This window comes from Streptomyces sp. SID13666 (assembly GCF_010548325.1).
Taxonomy (GTDB): Bacteria; Actinomycetota; Actinomycetes; order Streptomycetales; family Streptomycetaceae; genus Actinacidiphila; species Actinacidiphila fildesensis.
In genome coordinates this window covers 1-18053 of record NZ_JAAGLX010000081.1, presented here as the reverse complement: position 1 = coordinate 18053, position 18053 = coordinate 1, and the positions used below count along the sequence as shown (strand labels likewise).

General features: G+C 72.2%; 17 protein-coding genes. 12 read left to right on the top strand and 5 right to left on the bottom strand.

All coding sequences use genetic code 11. From position 1 onward, the window contains the following. Positions 1-1321 (top strand): peptidase C39 family protein (locus G3I60_RS42435; protein ID WP_203675246.1); only part of this gene is annotated, 1321 nt, incomplete at its 5' end. Here G3I60_RS42435 and G3I60_RS42430 read toward each other — a convergent pair. Together G3I60_RS42430 and G3I60_RS42425 are read right to left on the bottom strand one after the other, a co-directional pair. After that, positions 1322-1777: an ImmA/IrrE family metallo-endopeptidase gene (locus tag G3I60_RS42430; protein WP_138353035.1), complete on the bottom strand. Its 456-nt coding sequence runs from the start codon at positions 1775-1777 to the stop codon at positions 1322-1324. 110 nt (positions 1778-1887) lie between these two features. Further along, on the bottom strand, positions 1888-2457 hold the full coding sequence (locus G3I60_RS42425) for a helix-turn-helix transcriptional regulator (protein WP_164299368.1): 570 nt from the start codon (positions 2455-2457) through the stop codon (positions 1888-1890). 214 nt (positions 2458-2671) lie between these two features. Here G3I60_RS42425 and G3I60_RS42420 point away from each other — a divergent pair, with 214 nt between their 5' ends. After that, a complete protein-coding gene (locus G3I60_RS42420; protein WP_164299366.1) occupies positions 2672-3787 on the top strand; it encodes a hypothetical protein in 1116 nt (371 codons plus the stop codon). 319 nt (positions 3788-4106) lie between these two features. Here G3I60_RS42420 and G3I60_RS42415 read toward each other — a convergent pair whose 3' ends face one another. Both G3I60_RS42415 and G3I60_RS42410 read right to left on the bottom strand, forming a co-directional pair. Next, a complete protein-coding gene (locus G3I60_RS42415; protein WP_138353038.1) occupies positions 4107-4397 on the bottom strand; it encodes a hypothetical protein in 291 nt (96 codons plus the stop codon). Between the two features lie 41 nt (positions 4398-4438). Further along, entirely contained in the window at positions 4439-5179 is a 741-nt protein-coding gene (locus G3I60_RS42410) for a TetR/AcrR family transcriptional regulator (protein WP_164299364.1), read from the bottom strand. 146 nt (positions 5180-5325) lie between these two features. Here G3I60_RS42410 and G3I60_RS42405 point away from each other — a divergent pair, with 146 nt between their 5' ends. From G3I60_RS42405 to G3I60_RS42370, 8 genes are all read left to right on the top strand, one after another. Beyond that, entirely contained in the window at positions 5326-5769 is a 444-nt protein-coding gene (locus G3I60_RS42405) for an SRPBCC family protein (protein WP_138353040.1), read from the top strand. Positions 5770-5913: 144 nt separating this feature from the next. Beyond that, the gene (locus tag G3I60_RS42400; RefSeq protein ID WP_164299362.1) at positions 5914-6798 is read left to right on the top strand and encodes an amidohydrolase family protein; all 885 of its coding nucleotides are present in this window, start codon (positions 5914-5916) and stop codon (positions 6796-6798) included. Between the two features lie 114 nt (positions 6799-6912). Beyond that, entirely contained in the window at positions 6913-8154 is a 1242-nt protein-coding gene (locus G3I60_RS42395; protein WP_343241884.1) for a chitinase, read from the top strand. A 265-nt stretch (positions 8155-8419) separates the two neighbouring features. Beyond that, positions 8420-9235, top strand: coding sequence for an SAM-dependent methyltransferase (locus G3I60_RS42390; protein ID WP_138353042.1), 816 nt, complete (start codon positions 8420-8422; stop codon positions 9233-9235). Between the two features lie 38 nt (positions 9236-9273). Further along, complete coding sequence (locus G3I60_RS42385; RefSeq protein WP_269287806.1) at positions 9274-11445, top strand: bifunctional diguanylate cyclase/phosphodiesterase; 2172 nt, start codon at positions 9274-9276, stop codon at positions 11443-11445. 153 nt (positions 11446-11598) lie between these two features. Continuing rightward, the gene (locus tag G3I60_RS42380; protein WP_164608495.1) at positions 11599-12855 is read left to right on the top strand and encodes an SLC13 family permease; all 1257 of its coding nucleotides are present in this window, start codon (positions 11599-11601) and stop codon (positions 12853-12855) included. A gap of 98 nt (positions 12856-12953) precedes the next feature. Next, positions 12954-13127, top strand: a complete 174-nt coding sequence (locus G3I60_RS42375; RefSeq protein ID WP_164299360.1) for a hypothetical protein — start codon at positions 12954-12956, stop codon at positions 13125-13127. 115 nt (positions 13128-13242) lie between these two features. Further along, positions 13243-14418, top strand: coding sequence for an acyl-CoA dehydrogenase family protein (locus G3I60_RS42370; protein ID WP_164299358.1), 1176 nt, complete (start codon positions 13243-13245; stop codon positions 14416-14418). 101 nt (positions 14419-14519) lie between these two features. Here G3I60_RS42370 and G3I60_RS42365 read toward each other — a convergent pair whose 3' ends face one another. Next, on the bottom strand, positions 14520-14954 hold the full coding sequence (locus G3I60_RS42365; protein WP_138353045.1) for a hypothetical protein: 435 nt from the start codon (positions 14952-14954) through the stop codon (positions 14520-14522). Between the two features lie 249 nt (positions 14955-15203). On the opposite strand from G3I60_RS42365, the gene G3I60_RS42360 reads away from it, so the two are divergent. Next, positions 15204-15644, top strand: coding sequence for an Lrp/AsnC family transcriptional regulator (locus G3I60_RS42360; RefSeq protein WP_138353046.1), 441 nt, complete (start codon positions 15204-15206; stop codon positions 15642-15644). Between the two features lie 30 nt (positions 15645-15674). Next, on the top strand, positions 15675-17303 hold the full coding sequence (locus tag G3I60_RS42355) for an amidohydrolase (protein ID WP_164299356.1): 1629 nt from the start codon (positions 15675-15677) through the stop codon (positions 17301-17303). Positions 17304-18053 lie beyond the last annotated feature (750 nt).

The window sequence follows — 18053 nt, the reverse complement described above, 5'->3', positions numbered from 1 at the left end:
CGCCGCCCCGCGAGCCGCCGGGCGGCCGGGAGACGCGGGGGCCGCGGACCGGGGCGCCCCCGCCCACGGCGCGCCGGCCGACAGCGCGCCGGTGGACTACACCGGCTGGACCTCGTACACCGACTGGCGGTGCGGCGAGCGCGGCGGCACCCGTCCGGTGCCCGGGGTACGGCCCGGTCTGGTCATCGACCGCCCCAGCGGGTCGCTGGACTACACCGACCCGCACACCGGCACCACCTCCACCTGGGACTCCGCCACCTGGACCTCCCCGGTGCACACCCTGCGGCACCCCGCGAGCGAACTGATCTCCTCGTGGAACGCCCGTACCCCGGCGGGCACCTGGCTCCAGGTCGAGCTGCTCGGGACCTACACCGACGGCACCGCCACTCCCGCCTACGTGATGGGCCGCTGGGCCTCCGGGGACGGCGACATCAAGCGCACCTCGGTCGACGACCAGACCGACGGCAAGAGCAGCATCTGGACCGACACCTTCTCCATCGACGACGCGGCGGCCGGACCGCTGCTCGCTTCGTACCGGCTGCGGGTGACCCTCTACCGCAAGCCCGGCAGCCGGCTCACCCCGACGCTCTGGCGGCTGGGCGCGATGGCCTCCACCATCCCCGACCGCTTCACCGTTCCGGCCTCGGTCCCCGGCGCGGGCGCCGGGATCGAACTCCCGGTGCCGCGCTACTCGCAGAACATCCACAAGGGCCAGTACCCGGAGTACGACAACGGCGGCGAGGCCTGGTGCAGCCCGACCTCGTCGGAGATGGTCATCGAGTACTGGGGCCGCAAGCCCTCGGCGGCCGACCTCGCTTGGGTGAACCCGGCCTTCGCCGATCCGCAGGTCGACCACGCGGCCCGCTTCACGTACGACAACCAGTACCAGGGCTGCGGCAACTGGCCGTTCAACGCCGCCTACGCCGCCACCTACCGTGACCTGCAGGGCGTCATCACACGGCTGCACTCGCTGAACGACGTCGAACGGCTGATCCGCGCCGGCATCCCGGTGATAACGTCCCAGTCCTTCCTCGCCACCGAGCTGGACGGCGCCGGCTACGGCACCTCCGGCCACCTGATGTGCATCGCCGGCTTCACCGCGGAGGGCGATGTGGTGGCCAACGACCCGGCCAGCTCCAGCGACGACGCGGTGCGCAACGTCTACAAGCGGGCCCAGTTCGAGACCATCTGGCTGCGGACCAAGCGCTACAACGCCTCCGGGAACGTCAGCAGTGGGACCGGCGGCGTCTGTTACCTCTACTGGCCGGCCCACCCGAGCCCGGGGCAGCGCCGCGCGCTGGCCGCCGTCGGCATCCGCTGATCAGGGACGGGTCCCTTCCGGCAGCGCCGGAGGGGACCCGTACCGGTGGGTCCCCTCCGCTGCGGCCGGCCACGGCCAGCCCTCGCCGCGCAGGTCATGGAGGCGGATCCGCAGGATGCGCTCGGTGACACCGAGCCCGGCGGCCGCGGTGCGGACGTCCGGGGCCCATCCCGCCGCTTCGGCGAGATCGGATATGGCGACGAGTTTGCGGGCGGCCTCGATGTCGGCCCGCCGCTCCTGATGGATGCTCAGGACGCCGAACCCACAGGCCGCGTCATCGCTGAGGACGTGTTCGAGCTCGTGCGCGAGGACGCACCGTTCCTGGACAGGGCTGAGACCCGCAGCGATGACGATCTTCCGGTGGACCGGTGACCAGGCGCCCCAGGTGTCGCGGAGCCACTCACGAATTACGGGGATGTGCATCTCATCCAGCAGCGCGGCCGGCGAATAGGGCATAGGTCCCCCTACGTCTATCAGACGTGTGGGAGGCACCCTGGCAGATCAACAGATGTACCTCAAGTGCGCGATTAATGGAAGGAAACGTTCCGAAATCGTTCGAAGGCGCGCTACTCCGGAGTGCGCTCCATCGCCCGCAGAATCCGCTCCTCGTCGTCCCTGGCGGGCCCTTCGCCCTCCGCGTGGGGGCGGTAGGCCGCCAGGCGGTGGCTGTCCTGCGTCGCCACGACCTCGCGGGGGATCGACTCGACGAGCCGCTGGAGCGCGGTCTCGAAGGCGTCGCGCAGCGCGGGGTCCCCGCCGAGCGCCGAGCACAGCCGCCCGAACTCGTAGACCCTGGGCATCAGTTCGATCAGCCCGGGGCCCCTGGGGTGCGCCGCCTCGCCGGGCGCCGGCCGCAGCGGCGGCTCTTCCGGCTGCCCGGCCCGGTGGACCAGCGCAGGATCGCCCCCGTCGAGCACGACATGGATGCTCTCGGGGGTCCAGCCATGGGCGGCGGCGATCTTGACGACGGTGCGCGGCAGTTGCTTCATGGGCGTCGCGCCGGCCTCGGCGCTGTACACGGCCTTGGTGGAGACCCCGGCCTCCTCGGCGAACTTCGCCTGGGTGAGCCCGCGCCGGTCCCGCGCGTCACGGAGCAGCCTGCCGAGCCTCTTCCATGCTTCGGGGTCCCGATTCACGCCGTCAGCTCTCCTGGGAAACGCCGGGCAACAACAGACAACAAGCTAGCAAGATCCGGCAGCGCGACCCTAGCGATTCCCGATCCACGGCCTTTAGTTACCTAATCTTACGGAATATAACGGGTCATCATCTTGACCCTCCGTCTGATACTTACGTAATCTTACTGGTGCGCAAGCCGCGCTGATCGACTCTCCGATCGGAACAGGAGGCGTCGTGTCCCGTACCCGGGCCCTGCTCGCCGCTCTTGTCCTAGCCGCTTCCGTCCTCCTGGGTGCCGGCGCGCCCGCCTCCCAGGCCGACGACCCGCCGCCGCCCTCCTTCGCCCTGCCGCTCTCGCTGGACCTGCACGACGGGGTCATCCAGAAGTTCGGCGGCACCTACTACGCCTACGGAACCCAGTACCGCTGCGGGTTCCAGTGGCAGGTCCCCAGCACCTGGTGCGGATTCGGGGCGTCCAGCGCGCCGTCCCTGGCCGGGCCCTGGTCCACGCCGGTCCGCTTATTCTCGCCCGCCGACACCGACCCCTGGACGAGCACGACCTGGCAGACCGAGTGCGGCGGGGGATCGGCCTACGGGTGCTTCAACCCGCGGATGCTCCAGCGCACCGGCTGGGGCAGCGACGACGGCACCTTCATCCTGTGGTTCAACTCGCCGGCCGACTACGCCCGGAACCACGCCAACGCGTACAACGCCATGGGGTGCAACGGGCCCCTCGGCCCGTGCGGCCCCTCTGCCGGCCCGCCGCACGGTTCCTACGTCAAACCGTCGCTGACCATCTGCGCGGCCAACGGCGACTTCGGCTTCATCGCCAGTGCGACCCCCGGCGCCCGCCCGGCCCTGGTGTGCACGATGCCGGGCAGCGCCGCCCTCAACATCGAGGAACTCAACACCTGGGGCGTGGGCGGTGACGGCACGGGTGTCCAGGGTGTCGCCGGCCTGGCCCACATCGAGAGTCCTGGCGGCTGGTACGACGCGGCCGCGGGCCGGTACGTCCTGACCTACTCCGACGCCAACTGCGGTTACTGCACCGGGACCGGAACCGGGTACGCCACCGCTCCGAGTCTGTACGGCACCTGGACCGCGCCGGTGAACCTGGGCTTCGGCCAGCCCGCCAACGGCCGCCGGGTCTTCTCCGCCAACTCCTGCGGCGGACAGCCCCGCACCGTCAGCCTCATGGACGGGCAGGCCTTCCAGGGCATCGACCTGTGGACCGGCAGCAGGAACGAGACCGCCGCCGGAGCCATCTTCGTGCCGCTGACCTTCGGCACCGCGACGGGGACCCCCGGGGACGGCGGTGTATGGCGGCCGCCGCTCACCCTCGACTGCTGACGGAGCGCCCCACGTCATATGCGGATCGGGTATTCACTCGATCGAGTGACGTGCCCATGGGGCTCGAGTGACCGTTGGTCAGAGTGGGACCGCATCGCATGCGCCTGGGTGCCGCGCTGCTCCGGACGCCTGATCGGCAGGGCTTCGGCCGCCGCTCCGGGCGACCCACGGAAGCGCACCGGTTGTCGGGAGGCACTGTTCGCCAAGTGGGTCCGGCCGCCCCGATCCTGCGTCCAGGGACCGGGGCGGCTGCCATTCCGCGCGCGGCTCGACGCCCGTTCGGTGCGGTTCTGTGCGGCTGGGTGTCGTGCGGTTCCGACTACCTCTCGTGCTCCGATCCGAACGGCACGGGCCCGTTCCCGGTGACCTCGGCACGTCCCGTCTCCGGGAATACCTTGGTGATGACGCACTCGCCCTGCCGCCCGTTGGGCAGCCGCAGGTCCAGCGTCTTGCCGCGCACCGCCCACCGGCTCGCCCCCGCGCCGGTGTGGAGGCTGCCGTGCCAGGCCGAGAGGCGGCCCTTTTCCTGAATCGCGTACAGATCGGCCTCGACCGCGGTTCCGGTCCCGTCGGCGATCACTGTTGCCCAGCCCCGATAGGTGTTTCCCATGGGGCCAGGATCCGCCGCCGGACCCACAATTGCGACCTGACCTAGACGCCGGGCAGGCCGAAGGCGTCGGCCAGGGCGTCCAGCGAGGCCGTGAGCAGCGTCGACGGGCTGTGGCCCATGCCGCTGAACTGGGACGATACTTCGAGACTGACCGATCCGTGCAGCTGGGACCAGGTGAGGACGGCGCCGGCGAGAGCCGTGCCCCGGCCGGCCGCCGAGGCCGCCGACCCGGGCGGGTCCCAGGGCCCGGTGTGCTCCGCGAACCATCCGGCCACCGCGGGATCCCGCTCGGCCCAGGCCTCCATCTGGCCCACCAGCGTCTCCATGGCCGGCTTCGGCCGCCCCTGGACGAAGACCTTCATGAAGGGTCCGAGCGCCGCGCGGGCGCGCAGCAGGGTGTCGGGCGGGGCGGTGTAGCCGGGCACCGGGGTGCCCGCGATCAGCAGATAGCGGTGCGGGTCGGCCACGGCCCAGGCCCGGAACGAGCCGGCCAGCGCGTGCAGCCGGGCGCGCGGTGACGCGGCCTCGGAGCCGGCCGCGACGGCCTGCTCGATCGCCGTCGCCAGATCGTCGTAGGCATCACGGATCAGGGCGCTGAGCAGATCGTCCCGGCTCGCGAAGTAGCGGTAGAGGGCCGGCCCCGACATGCCCAGTTCCTTGGCGATGCGGGTGAGCGCGACACCGTCCGTACCGCCCTCGGCCAACTGCCGCAGGGCGATCACCTTGATCTCGTTCCGCGTCTGCTCCCGGAACCGGGCCCGTGGGCCCTCGGCTGCCGCCATCACGAAATGTGTCCTCTCCTGGGTTGCGTGACCCATCTTAGCAACTGTTATAGTGTGTAACGAAAGCGATTGACCATAACGCCTGGAGGTCCTGGTAAGGACTTCCGGCCGCTGTCACCTGCCCACGAGAAGAAGTGAAGGACATCATGGACATCGATCACGCGGCTCCGGCCATCGCCGACCTCAGCGTCACCATCGACGCCCCGCTGGAGACGATCTGGCGGCTGCACACCGACATCGGCTCCTGGCCGCGCTGGAACCCCGGTATCACCAGCGCCCGCCTGACCACCGAACTGGAGGTGGGAGGGATCTTCGAGTGGCAGACCGCCGGTCTCACGATCACCTCCACCATCGGTGAGATCACCCCGATGGGCCGCATCGCCTGGGGCGGCCCGGCCCACGGCATCATCGGCATCCACGTCTGGACGTTCGAGCCGGGCGCCGGCGGCGTCGTGGTGCGGACCCGGGAGTCCTGGGACGGCGAACCCGTCCGGGCCGATCCCGACGGGATGCGGGCCGGGCTCACGGCCTCGCTCGTCGACTGGCTCGACGCCCTGAAGTCGGCGGCCGAAGGCGGAACGCCCGCCTGACACCCGCCTGAACGCGGTGGTGCGGCGGGCCGGTGGCGTCCTCGGGCGGGCCGCCACCCCCTCGGGGCCCTCTGCGATCATGTCCCCGACGGACCCTGGGACCGGACGGACCAGGACCGTACGGAACGGGCGGAGGGCCCCCGCATGATGGAGACAGGCGCGGACGACGCACGGGTGACCGCGTTCTGGCGCGGACTGGGGCTGCCGGGGCTGATCGATGTGCACACGCACTTCATGCCGGAACGCGTGCTGGACAAGGTGTGGGCGTACTTCGACGCCGCCGGGCCGCTCGTCGGCCGCCGCTGGCCCATCACCTACCGCCACCGGGAGGACGAACGGCTCGCGGTACTGCGCGGGTTCGGCGTCCGGGCGTTCACATCGATGGTCTACCCGCACAAGCCGGGGATGGCCGGCTGGCTGAACAGCTGGGCGGCGGACTTCGCCGTCCGGACGCCGGACTGCCTGAGCACCGCCACCTTCTTCCCGGAGGAGGGCGCCGCGGACTATGTGCGCGCGGCCGTCGAGGGCGGCGCCCGGGTCTTCAAGTCGCATGTCCAGGTGGGGGCCTACGACCCCAACGACGCCTGGCTGGAGCCGGTCTGGGGGCTGCTGGCCGAGGCGGGGATCCCGGTGGTGACGCACTGCGGGTCCGGCCCTGTGCCCGGCAAGTTCACCGGACCCGGGCCGATGGCCCGGGTGCTGGAGCGGCATCCCCGGCTGCGGCTGGTCGTCGCGCACATGGGGATGCCCGACTACACCGCCTTCCTGGACCTGGCGGAACGCCACCCCGGGGTCCTGCTGGACACGACGATGGCGTTCACCGACTTCTCCGAGGAGTCCGCCCCGCTGCCCAGGGCGGAGTACCGGCGGCTCGCGGACCTCGGCGACCGGATCCTGTGGGGGAGCGACTTCCCGAACATCCCGTACTCCTACGCCCATGGCCTGGAGTCGCTCGAACGACTCGGCCTCGGAGACGCCTGGCTGCGCGCCGTGTGCCACGACAACGCGTCGATCCTCTTCGGAATCTGATGGCACGCCAGGTCGCAGGCCTTTAGTGGTTTAGTCCTAGGTCTAGTCCAAAGCCTTGACGAGTTCGCGTCACAGCTGGATTCTGGCTGCGTTTCCCCCCACAGGAGGTACGACGTGAAGCGCCTCAAAGCACTCTGTTCCGGGGTGGCGGCAGCCACCCTCGCGGCGGCCGGCCTCGCCGCCGCCGCCACGCTCGGCACGGGCCAGGCGTCCGGCGCCGAGACCGCGGCGGCCGCCCTGGGCAACAACTGGTACGCGGCGGCGCCGTATCTGATGCCCCGGGACAACAATCCCCCCGACGCGGGCGCGATCATGGACGCCACCGGACTCAAGGCGTTCCAGCTCGCGTTCATCCTCGCCCCCAACGGCGGCGGCTGCAGCCCGACCTGGGACGGAACCGCGGCTGTCTCCTCCGACACCGCGGTCGCCTCGGTGATCAGCGGGATCCGCGCCAAGGGCGGTGACGTCTCCGTCTCCATCGGCGGCTACGGCGGCACCAAGCTCGGCCAGGCCTGCTCCACCTCGGCGGCGACCGCCGCCGCGTACCAGCAGGTCATCACCAAGTACCAGCTGAAGGCGATCGACTTCGACCTCGAGGAACCGGAGTACGAGAACGCCACCGCGATCTCCCACGAGATCGGCGCCGCGAAGATCCTCCAGCAGAACAACCCCGGCCTCTACGTCTCGGTGACCACGGCCGGAACCGCCGACGGCACCGGCTGGTTCGGCAAGCAGATGCTGAACGAGGCCAAGGCCCAGGGCTTCACGCCCAACAATTTCTCGATCATGCCGTTCGACGGCGGCTTCAACGGGGCGGCGGCGCAGACCAGCGCACTCACCAACTTCAACTCGATCCTGCAGACGACGTTCGGCTGGAACGCCGCCACCGCCTACGCCCACGAGGGCTTCTCCGGAATGAACGGCCGCAGCGACACCGGCGAGTACTTCCGCCAGGCCGATTTCCAGACGGTGCTGGACTACGCCACCAGCCACGGAATGGGGCGGTTCACCTTCTGGTCACTCAACCGTGACCGTCAGTGCACCCCTCCGGACAACGGCACCACTTCCGGAGTCTGCAGCAGCGTTGCGCAGACGCCCTGGGAATTCGCCAAGTTCTCGGTGAAGTTCGCCGGCGCGACCCCGCCCACGAACCCTCCGACGACGCCCCCCACCACGCCTCCGACGAACCCGCCGGGCCAGTGCACGGTAGCGGCGTGGAGCAGTACCGCGATATACGTGAACACCAATGAGGTCTCCCACAACGGCCACAAGTGGAAGGCCAAGTGGTGGACCCAGAACGAGGAGCCCGGCACCACCGGCGAATGGGGTGTCTGGGTGGACGAAGGCGCCTGCTGACATTCCACTGAAGCCCGGTCACGGCATACGCTGCCGGGACGGCGTGATGTGCGGGGCCCACCGGCCAGCGGCCGGTGGGCCCCGCACATGTGCGCGAATCCGCAGCGGCGCGTTTTGGCAGGTGCATATGCCGGGAGTTCTCGCCGAAAACGGACGGACCATTTCCGGATGATATTCCGCTTCGCCCGGGTGATCGATAGCCTCGGGTCGAGTGCAGGCCGGTATCTTGGTCAGTCCAAGATCATCTGATGAGCTGGAGACCGTGATGGAGCGTCCCGCCTGGGCACCCCAGGGTATTGACCTCTCGGTGCCGAGTGTGTCGCGTATCTACGACTACTACCTCGGCGGTTCGCACAACTTCGAGGTGGACCGCGAGGCCGCCCGCCAGGCCATGGAGATCTTCCCTGGGCTCCCCAAGATCATGCAGGCGAACCGCGCGTTCATGCGCCGCGCGGTCCGCTACGCCGTCGACCAGGGCATCACCCAGTTCCTGGACATCGGCTCCGGCATACCGACCTTCGGCAATGTGCACGAGGTCGCCCAGGCCGCCAGCCCCGGCGCCCGGGTGCTCTACGTCGACAGCGACCCGGTGGCCGTGGCGCACAGCCGGGCGGTGCTCGAGGGCAATCCGACCGCCCGGATCGCCGCCGCCGACCTGCGCACGCCCAAGGACATCCTGACCAGCCCCGAGGCCACCGAGCTCCTCGACTTCGACCGGCCGGTGGCGCTGCTGCTCGTCGCCGTCCTCCACTTCCTGGCCGACGAGGACGACCCGGCCGCCGCGGTGGCCGAGCTGCGCGACGCGCTCGCCCCCGGCAGCCTGCTGGTCCTGACCCACGCCTCGACCGAGGGCGGCCCCATCTCGCCCGAGCAGGGCGGCGGCGTCCAGGGCGTCTACCGCAAGGCCAGCTCCCCGCTGATCATGCGCACGCGGGCCGAAGTGGCCGCGTTCTTCGAGGGCTTCGAGCTCATCGAACCCGGTCTGGTCCCGATGCCCGACTGGCATCCGGACACCCCGGCCGGTCACGAAGAGGACCCCGCGGCCTTCGTCGGCTTCGCCGGCGTGGGGCTCAAGGCGTGACCTCACAGCCGGCGGGGACCGGGGACTCCGGCCTGCACCTGGCCGGAGGCACCGGGCAGGACGCCACCGGGGACACCGCGCTGGACGCACGGGCCGACGGCCTGCGGCGGTTCGCCACCATCTGGAGCCGTGCGATCTACCCGGCCACCGCGACCTCGATGACGCGCGCCGAGTTCGAGGAGTACCTGCTCCCGCTGGCCCGCGGTCTCGACGAGGCGCTGCGGGCCACTCCGTTCGACCCGCGCCCGGCCTTCGAGGTCGGATCCGCGCTGGTCGCCGCGCACTGCACCGACCCCGAGGTGCTGCCCAGCATCCTGCGGGTGGTCGACGCGTACCTGGTGCTCTACTGCCCGCCGGAGGACCTGCCGGCCGACGAGAGCCGGTCCCGCTGCGCCCGGCTGCAGCACGCCATCGCGGCCGGGTTCGCCCGCGCGCTGGTCGAACGCACCCGCTACGAGCAGGAGGCCATCTCCCGGGCGGCGATCTCCGCCCGGGCGGAGGCGGAGACCGCGCTCCAGGCCAGCGAGGCCCGCTTCCGCGCGGTCTTCGAGGGCGCCGCGGTCGGCATCGGGATCGCCGACCTCGACGGCCGGATCCTGGAGCTCAACGGCGCGCTGACCCAGATGTTCGGCGGCGAGCACCACGTCCGCAACCGGAACGTCAGCGACTTCGTGCACCCGGACGACGGCGCCGACGTCTGGGGGCTGTACGGGGAGCTGGTCCGCGGCGAGCGCGACGACTACCGCATCACCAAGCCGTACTACCGCCCCGACGGCACCGCGCTGTGGACCAACCTGTCCGTGTCGCTGCTCAGGGACTCCTCGGGCGTCCCGCAGTACCAGTTGGCGCTCATGGAGGACATCACCGAGGCCCGGCTGCTGACCGAGCGGCTGCGCCACGAGGCGACCCACGACACCCTCACCGGGCTGCCGAACCGGGCGCTGTTCTTCGAACGGCTGGAACAGGCCCTGTCGCCCGGGACCGGCACCGAACGCCTCGGCCTGTGCTACCTCGACCTCGACGGCTTCAAGGCGGTCAACGACAGCCTCGGCCACGCGGTGGGGGACCGGCTGCTGGTCGCGGTCGCCGAGCGGCTGCAGGCGTGCGTGACCGCCCCGGACCAGCTGGTCGCCCGCATCGGCGGCGACGAGTTCGCCGCCCTGATCGTCGATCCCGCCACCCAGGGTGAGGTCACCGATCTGGCCGACCGGATCCTGGCCGCGCTGTCCACCACGGTCCGTCTCGACGGCCGTGAACTGCCCGTCCACGGCAGCATCGGCATCGTCGAGGGCCCCACCGGCACCCGCGGCGCGGCGGACGTGCTGCGCAGCGCCGACATCACGATGTACCGGGCCAAGGCCGCCGGCGGCAACCGCTACGAGGTCGCCGACCCGGACTCCGACGCCCGCGCGATCACCCGGCACGGTCTGACGAACCGGCTGCCGACCGCCCTGGAGCGCGGCGAGTTCTTCATCGAGTACCAGCCCCTCATCCGGCTGGCCGACGGCAGCGTCCAGGGTGCGGAGGCGCTGGTCAGATGGTGCCACCCGCTGCACGGCGTGCTCGGGCCCGACCAGTTCATACCGCTGGCGGAGAGCACCGGGCAGATCGTCCCGCTCGGCCGCTGGGTGCTGCAGGAGTCCGCCCGGCAGGCGCGCGAATGGCAGCGCCGGAGCGCCGACGGCCTCCCGGTCCGCGTCAACGTCAACCTGTCCCCGTGCCAGCTGTACCACCCGGGGCTCGTCGACGAGGTCGCCGCCGTCCTGGAGGAGACCGGGCTGGACCCCACCGCCCTCTGCCTGGAGGTCACCGAGAGCGCCCTGATCGGCGCCGACGAGGACGCCCTCAAGCCGCTGCGCCGGCTGGTCGACCTGGGTGTCGACATAGCGCTCGACGACTTCGGCACCGGCTACTCCAACCTGTCGTCCCTGCGCTGGCTGCCGATCAGCAACCTCAAGCTCGACCGGGCCTTCACCCGGGGCATCCGGCAGCACCCCGCCGACCCCGTCGACCTCAAGATCGTCGAGGGGATCGTCTCCCTCGCGCACACCCTCGGCCTCACCGTGACCGTCGAAGGGGTGGAGACCCGCACCCAGGCGGAGCATCTGGGACTGCTCGGCTGCGACACCGCCCAGGGCTGGTACTACGCCCGGCCGGGGCCGCCGGACCATCTCCACACCCTGACGCTGTGCGACGCGATGAGCGCCTGACGGCGGCCCGCGAGAACGTCACGGAGGACTCACCGGTCCTGGCATCAGGACCTGTCGGCGGCGTGGTGCATGCTGGCTCCTGACCCCGCCATGTGTGCGCCCGCTGCCTGCGGCTTCGCCATGTGACCGCCGTAAGCACCGTGGAGACCGACCCTGAGCAGCACCGCCGCCGAGATCCTGTCCGTCGTCCTGCTCCTGCTGGTCCTCGGGTTCGCGGTGGCCCGCCCGCGCGGCTGGCCGGAGGCGGCCGCGGCGGTGCCGGCCGCGGTGCTGGTGACCGCGACCGGCGCGGTGCCGTGGCAGGACGCCTGGGACCAGACCAGGGAACTGCTGCCGGTCGTCGGCTTCCTCGCCGCCGTGCTGGTGCTCGCGGAACTCTGCGCCGACGCGGGGCTGTTCACCGCGGCCGGGGACGCGATGGCCCGCGCCTGCCGGGGCGAGCCGGGCCGGCTGCTGGCCGGGGTGTTCGTGGTGGCCTCGCTGATCACCGCCGTGCTCAGCCTGGACGCGACGGTGGTGCTGCTGACCCCGGTGGTCATCGTGACCGCCGCCCGCGCGGGCACCCGGTCCCGGCCCCATGTCTACGCGTGCGCCCATCTGGCGAACTCGGCGTCGCTGCTGCTGCCGGTCTCCAACCTGACCAATCTGCTGGCCTTCGCCGCGGCCGGGCTCTCCTTCACCCGCTTCGCGGCGGTGATGGCGCTGCCGTGGCTGGTGGCGATCGGCCTGGAGTACCTGGTCTTCCGCCGGTTCTTCGCCGCCGACCTCGCCGCCCCGGCAAGCACCGGTGAACCGGTGCCACGGCCCGCGCTCCCGGTGTTCACCCTCGTTGTCGTCGCCCTGACCCTCGCGGGCTTCGTCGTCACCTCCCTGGCCGGGGTGAACCCCGCCTGGGCGGCGCTGGCCGGCGCGCTGGTGCTGGGGGTGCGGGCGCTGCGCCGCGGGCGGACGACCGTACGCGGCCTGGCGAGCGCGGCGAACCCGCTGTTCTGCCTGTTCGTGCTGGCACTGGGCGTCGTCGTCAAGGCCGTGGTCGACAACGGCCTGGCCGATGCGGCGGACCGGGTGCTGCCGGACGGCGCGGGACTGCCAGAACTGCTGGCGGTGGCGGCGCTCGCCGCCGTGCTGGCCAACCTGATCAACAACCTGCCGGCGGTGCTGGCCCTGCTGCCGCTCGTCGCGACAGCCGGACCCGGCCCGGTGCTCGCCGTCCTGATCGGTGTGAACCTCGGCCCGAACCTCACCTACGCCGGCTCGCTGGCCACCCTGCTGTGGCGCCGGATCCTCAGCGACCACGGCAAGGACCCCGAGCTGGGCGTCTTCACCCGCCTCGGCCTGCTGACGGTGCCGCTGACGCTGGTGGGCGCCACGACGGCCCTGTGGGCCATGCTGCGGCTGACGGGCACCTGACGGGGCCTCACAGCCGCCCGGCGGGGCTCCTGGGACGGCTCCCGGGGCGGCCCCTGGGACCGCTCAGTCCCGGCCGCCGCCGGAGAGAGCCCGTACGGATGACGGACGCATACGCCGCCGCGCCCGTCGTCCACCGCGGCGCGGCGTACGCCCGGGTGCGCCCGCCGTCGGGCCGCCGCCCCCGGAAGACCCCTGATCTGTACCGGTACCGGGCCTCGCCCCGTGACGCGGAGCGCCCGATCGGGCATACTCCATCGCGCCACAGCCGCTGATCAAGCCGCGCCGAGACCCGGCGGGAGACGATCGGCATTTGGGCATCGCAAGACGTACGGCACCGCCACACCCTGGGCGGTCGCCGCCGCGCCTGACAGGGAGGAGCGTGCCGCCATGCCTCACAACGGCCCGCAGCCGGTAGACCGCCACTTGCCCACCGAGGAGGCCCGAGACCTGCTCGCCCTCACCCGCGAGCTGGCCCAGCGGGAGATCCTGCCCCGGGCCGCCGAGGAGGAGGACACCGGGCACTTCCCGCGGGACACGTTCGCCCTCATCGGCGAGGCGGGGCTGCTCGGCCTCCCGTATCCGGAGGAGTACGGCGGCGGGGGACAGCCCTACGAGGTGTACCTGCAGGTCCTGGAGGAGCTGGCGGCCGCCCGGCTCACCGTCGGCCTCGGAGTGAGTGTCCACACCCTCGCCTGCCACGCGGTGGCGCACTTCGGCACCAAGGAGCAGCGGGCCGAGCACCTGCCCGCCATGCTCGGCGGCGCGCTCCTCGGCGCGTACTGCCTCTCCGAGCCCGCAGCGGGCTCCGACGCCGCGTCCCTGAACACCCGCGCGGTCCTCAAGGACGGCGACTGGACCATCGACGGCACCAAGGCGTGGATCACCCACGGCGGTGTCGCCGACTTCTACACCGTGCTCGCCCGCAGCGGCGCCGAGGGCCCGCGCGGCATCACCGCGTTCCTGGTGCCCGCGGACTCACCGGGCCTGACCGCCGCCCAGCCCGAGCGGAAGATGGGCATGAAGGGCTCGCCCACCGCCCAGGTCCACTTCGACGGCGTGACCGTCCCGGACAGCCGGCGGGTCGGCGAGGAGGGCCAGGGCTTCTCCATCGCGTTGTCCGCGCTCGACTCGGGCCGGCTCGGCATCGCGGCCTGTGCCGTCGGGGTCGCCCAGGGCGCCCTCGACGAGGCGCTGGCCTACACGCTGGCCCGCAAGCAGTTCGGCCGTCCGCTCGTGGACTTCCAGGGGTTGCGCTTCATGCTCGCCGACATGGCCACCAAGATCGAGGCCGGCCGGGCGCTCTACCTCGCCGCGGCGCGGCGGCGCGACGCCGGCCGGGACTTCTCGCGGCAGGCGGCGATGGCCAAGCTCTTCTGCACGGACGCCGCGATGCAGGTGACCACCGACGCCGTCCAACTCCTCGGCGGCTACGGCTACACGGTGGACTTCCCCGTCGAGCGCTACATGCGCGAGGCCAAGGTGCTGCAGATCGTCGAGGGCACCAACCAGATCCAGCGCATGGTCATCGCCCGGCACCTCGCAGGACCGGAGAGCAAGCCGTAGTCCGCAGAGCGAGCCCTGGTCCGGAGGGCGAGCCGTAACGCCGCGCCGGTGCCGCGCCCCCCGGGGACGCGGCACCGTATCGCAGACGGTCGCCGCCGGGTTCAGGCCGCGCGCTGGCGCGGCACCCGTACCGGACGGGACTCGGGGCCGTACGCGTGAGAGAACGGCTGGGTGCGCCAGTCGAGTCCGGCCGGCAGCGTCAGCAGGGTGGCGAGCTCCTCACCGGTGTACTCCATGCCGTCCACCTGCTGCGCGTCCCGCAACGCGCGCCCGGAACCGGCACAGACGGTGAGGCCGAACGGATTCCACGGCGTGGGGCACAGCGCGTGCTCCGGCAGCACCTCCTCGCCCTCGAACAGCGCGATCGGCCGCGCGCAGTCCGGGCAGTGCACCCGCAGGATGTCGTAGACCTCGTCGTCGAACGCCTCCTCGGCGTCCAGGGCGGCGGCTTCGAGCGCCTGGGCGGCGCGTTCGTCGTCCTCCTCGAGTACGGGCTGCGTACGTTCGCTGCGGCTGGGCCGCACATGGGTGCGCATAGTGGGATCCCCCTTGGATGAACGCCCGTTCGACGGGCCCGCCGGGCACGACGGCCACGGCCATAGCGAGCACTTCCCGCCCGGCGCGCCCGATAACCGTGGCGGCCGCCACCATGGGGTGCATCCGGTGTGTCCTTCGTCACATCCGGCGCCGTTCCGGGCGTGCGCGCGCCGGGAGAACGCCCTCCCGCCCCGGCGTGCCCCCTGCCCGCTGTGCCGGAGGCCCTCCGGGGCAGTAAGTTGACCGCCGTGGAGGAGCTGGATCAACAGATCGTGGAACTTCTCGTCGCCGATGGGCGGATGAGCTACACCGACCTGGGCAAGGCCACCGGCCTGTCCACCTCGGCGGTGCACCAGCGGGTGCGCCGTCTGGAGCAGCGCGGGGTGATCCGCGGCTACGCCGCGATCGTCGACGCCGAAGCGGTCGGACTCTCCCTGACGGCGTTCATCTCGATCAAACCGTTTGACCCGAGCGCGCCGGACGACATCGCGGAGCGCCTCGCCGAGGTACCGGAGATCGAGGCCTGCCACAGCGTCGCGGGGGAGGAGAACTACATCCTCAAGGTCCGTGTCGCGACCCCCGGCGAGCTGGAGCACCTGCTCGCCCGGATCCGCACCCTGGCCGGGGTCTCCACCCGCACCACCGTCGTGCTGTCCACTCCGTACGAGGCCAGGCCCCCGCGCATCTGAGCGCTCCGGGCAGGGGAGAGACTGTCCCTCATGAACGAGCGCACCCCTTCCACCACCGTGCTGCTGCGCGGCGGAACCGTCTACAGCCCCGCCGACCCCTTCGCCACGGCCATGGTCGTGGAGGGCGGCACCGTCGCCTGGGTGGGATCCGAGGGCGCCGCCGACTCCTTCGTGGACGGCGTCGACGAAGTGGTCCACCTCGACGGCGCGCTGGTCACCCCCGCGTTCACCGACGCGCACGTCCACACCACCGCGACCGGGCTGGCGCTCACCGGCCTCGACCTCACCGCCGCCGGCTCCCTCGCCGACGCGCTCGCCCGCACCGCCGCGTTCTCCCGCGACCGCCCCGGCGACCGGGTGCTGCTCGGCCACGGCTGGGACGAGTCGCGCTGGCCCGAGCGGCGGACGCCGTCCCGCCAGGAGCTGGACGAGGCGGTCGGCGGCCGGCCGCTCTACCTGACCCGGGTCGATGTGCACTCCGCCGTCGTCACCACCGCGCTGCTCGACCTGGTCCCCGGCGTGCGCGACCTGCCGGGGTACCACCCCGAGGGCCCGCTCACCAGCGACGCGCACCACGCGGTGCGCCGTGCCGCGCACGCCGCCGTCACCCCCGCCCAGCGGCTCGCGGCGCAGCGCGCGGCACTGCGCCACGCCGCCTCGCTGGGCATCAGCGCGGTGCACGAGTGCGCCGGCCCCGACATCTCCTCCGAGGACGACCTCACCGGCCTGCTGGCGCTCGCCGCGGCGGAATCCGGGCCCCGGGTCTTCGGGTACTGGGCGGAGGCCGTGAAGGACGCCTCGGGGCTCGACCGGATCCGGGACCTGGGCGCCGTCGGCGCGGGCGGCGACCTGTTCGTCGACGGCTCCCTCGGCTCCCGCACGGCCTGTCTGCACGCGCCCTACGCCGACGCCCCGCACAGCGGTACCTCCTTCATCGACACCGACACCATCGCCGCCCATGTCGCCGCCTGCACCGAGGCCGGTGTCCAGGCGGGTTTCCACGCCATCGGGGACGCCGCCGTCTCCTCCGTCGTGGCCGGGGTACGGGCCGCCGCCGAACGCGTCGGCACCGACCGGATCCGGGCGCTGCGGCACCGGGTCGAGCACGCCGAGATGATGACGCCGGACACCATCGCCGGCTTCGCCGAACTCGGTCTGATCGCCTCGGTGCAGCCGGCCTTCGACGCGGCCTGGGGCGGCGAGGAGGGCATGTACGCGGAGCGGCTCGGCGCCGAACGGGCCGGGACGCTCAACTCCTACGCCGCGATGGTGCGGGCCGGTGTGCCGTTGGTCCTCGGCTCCGACAGCCCCGTCACCCCGCTCGACCCGTGGGGCGCCGTACGCGCCGCCGCGTTCCACCGCACCCCCGGGCACCGCATCTCGGCCCGCGCCGCCTTCAACGCCCACACCCGGGGCGGCTGGCGGGCGGTCGGCCGGGACGACACCGGTGTCCTGATGCCGGGCGCGCCCGCCGACTACGTGCTCTGGCGGGGCGGCGAACTGGTGGTGCAGGCCCCGGACGAACGGGTCGCCAACTGGTCCACCGACCCGCGTTCCGGCACTCCGGGCCTGCCGGACGTGGCGCCGGACCGTGCCCTTCCGGTCGCGCTGCGTACCGTCGTGTCCGGCCGCACGGTCCACACACGGCCGAACGAGTGACCCACGGCGGCCACATGCGGCCGAACGGTGTGCCCTCGGCCTGTCGCGCCGACTCACCGGGCCCCGCACTGACCTGCTGATTTGAAGGATCATCGCAGGTCAAGTGGCTGTTGACAGCCAACGGTCGAGGGCGAGTAGGTTCGGCCGAGTCCACCACAGGACGTCGGACCGGGGACCCTCCGCGAATCCGTCGACCGCCGCTGGGCCATGGGGTGTCGCGCCGCACGTGCACGCCGCCACTGGCAGCCAGGTCCAGCGTCAGCGGCACGGAAAGCGGCTCGCTTCACGGCGAGTGCCGCCGGACGGCAGGTGTGACCCGGGAAGGGCCCGGACGCCCAGTAGACAACGGCCTTGGCGCCGACTCGCAGCCAGCGGGTCCCAGGTCGGCCCGAAGGGCGTTCCGGGCCCGTTCCGTAGCGGGCGCTCCCGCACGGCCACCTCCCCTGCCCCGCCCTGGCGCCCGGCCTGCGCGCCCGCGTTCCCGCGCCCGAGCCTTTGCACACCCGCGACCCGCACCGGCGCGAACACGTTGTACCGTCACTGCACCAGCTCACCACCTGCAGGAAGGCCGCGACGTGCGCCCGCGACCCGACACCGCCCCGGCCGTGGATCCAGCCGCAGAACCGGCCGCGGATCCAGCCAAGGACGCGGTCGTGGACCCGGCCGCCGATCCGGACGCGGCCCAGCCCGTGCCCGTACGTCCCGGCCGGCGCCGCCGTGCCGGGGCCGCCGGCCGCCGCGCGGCCCCCC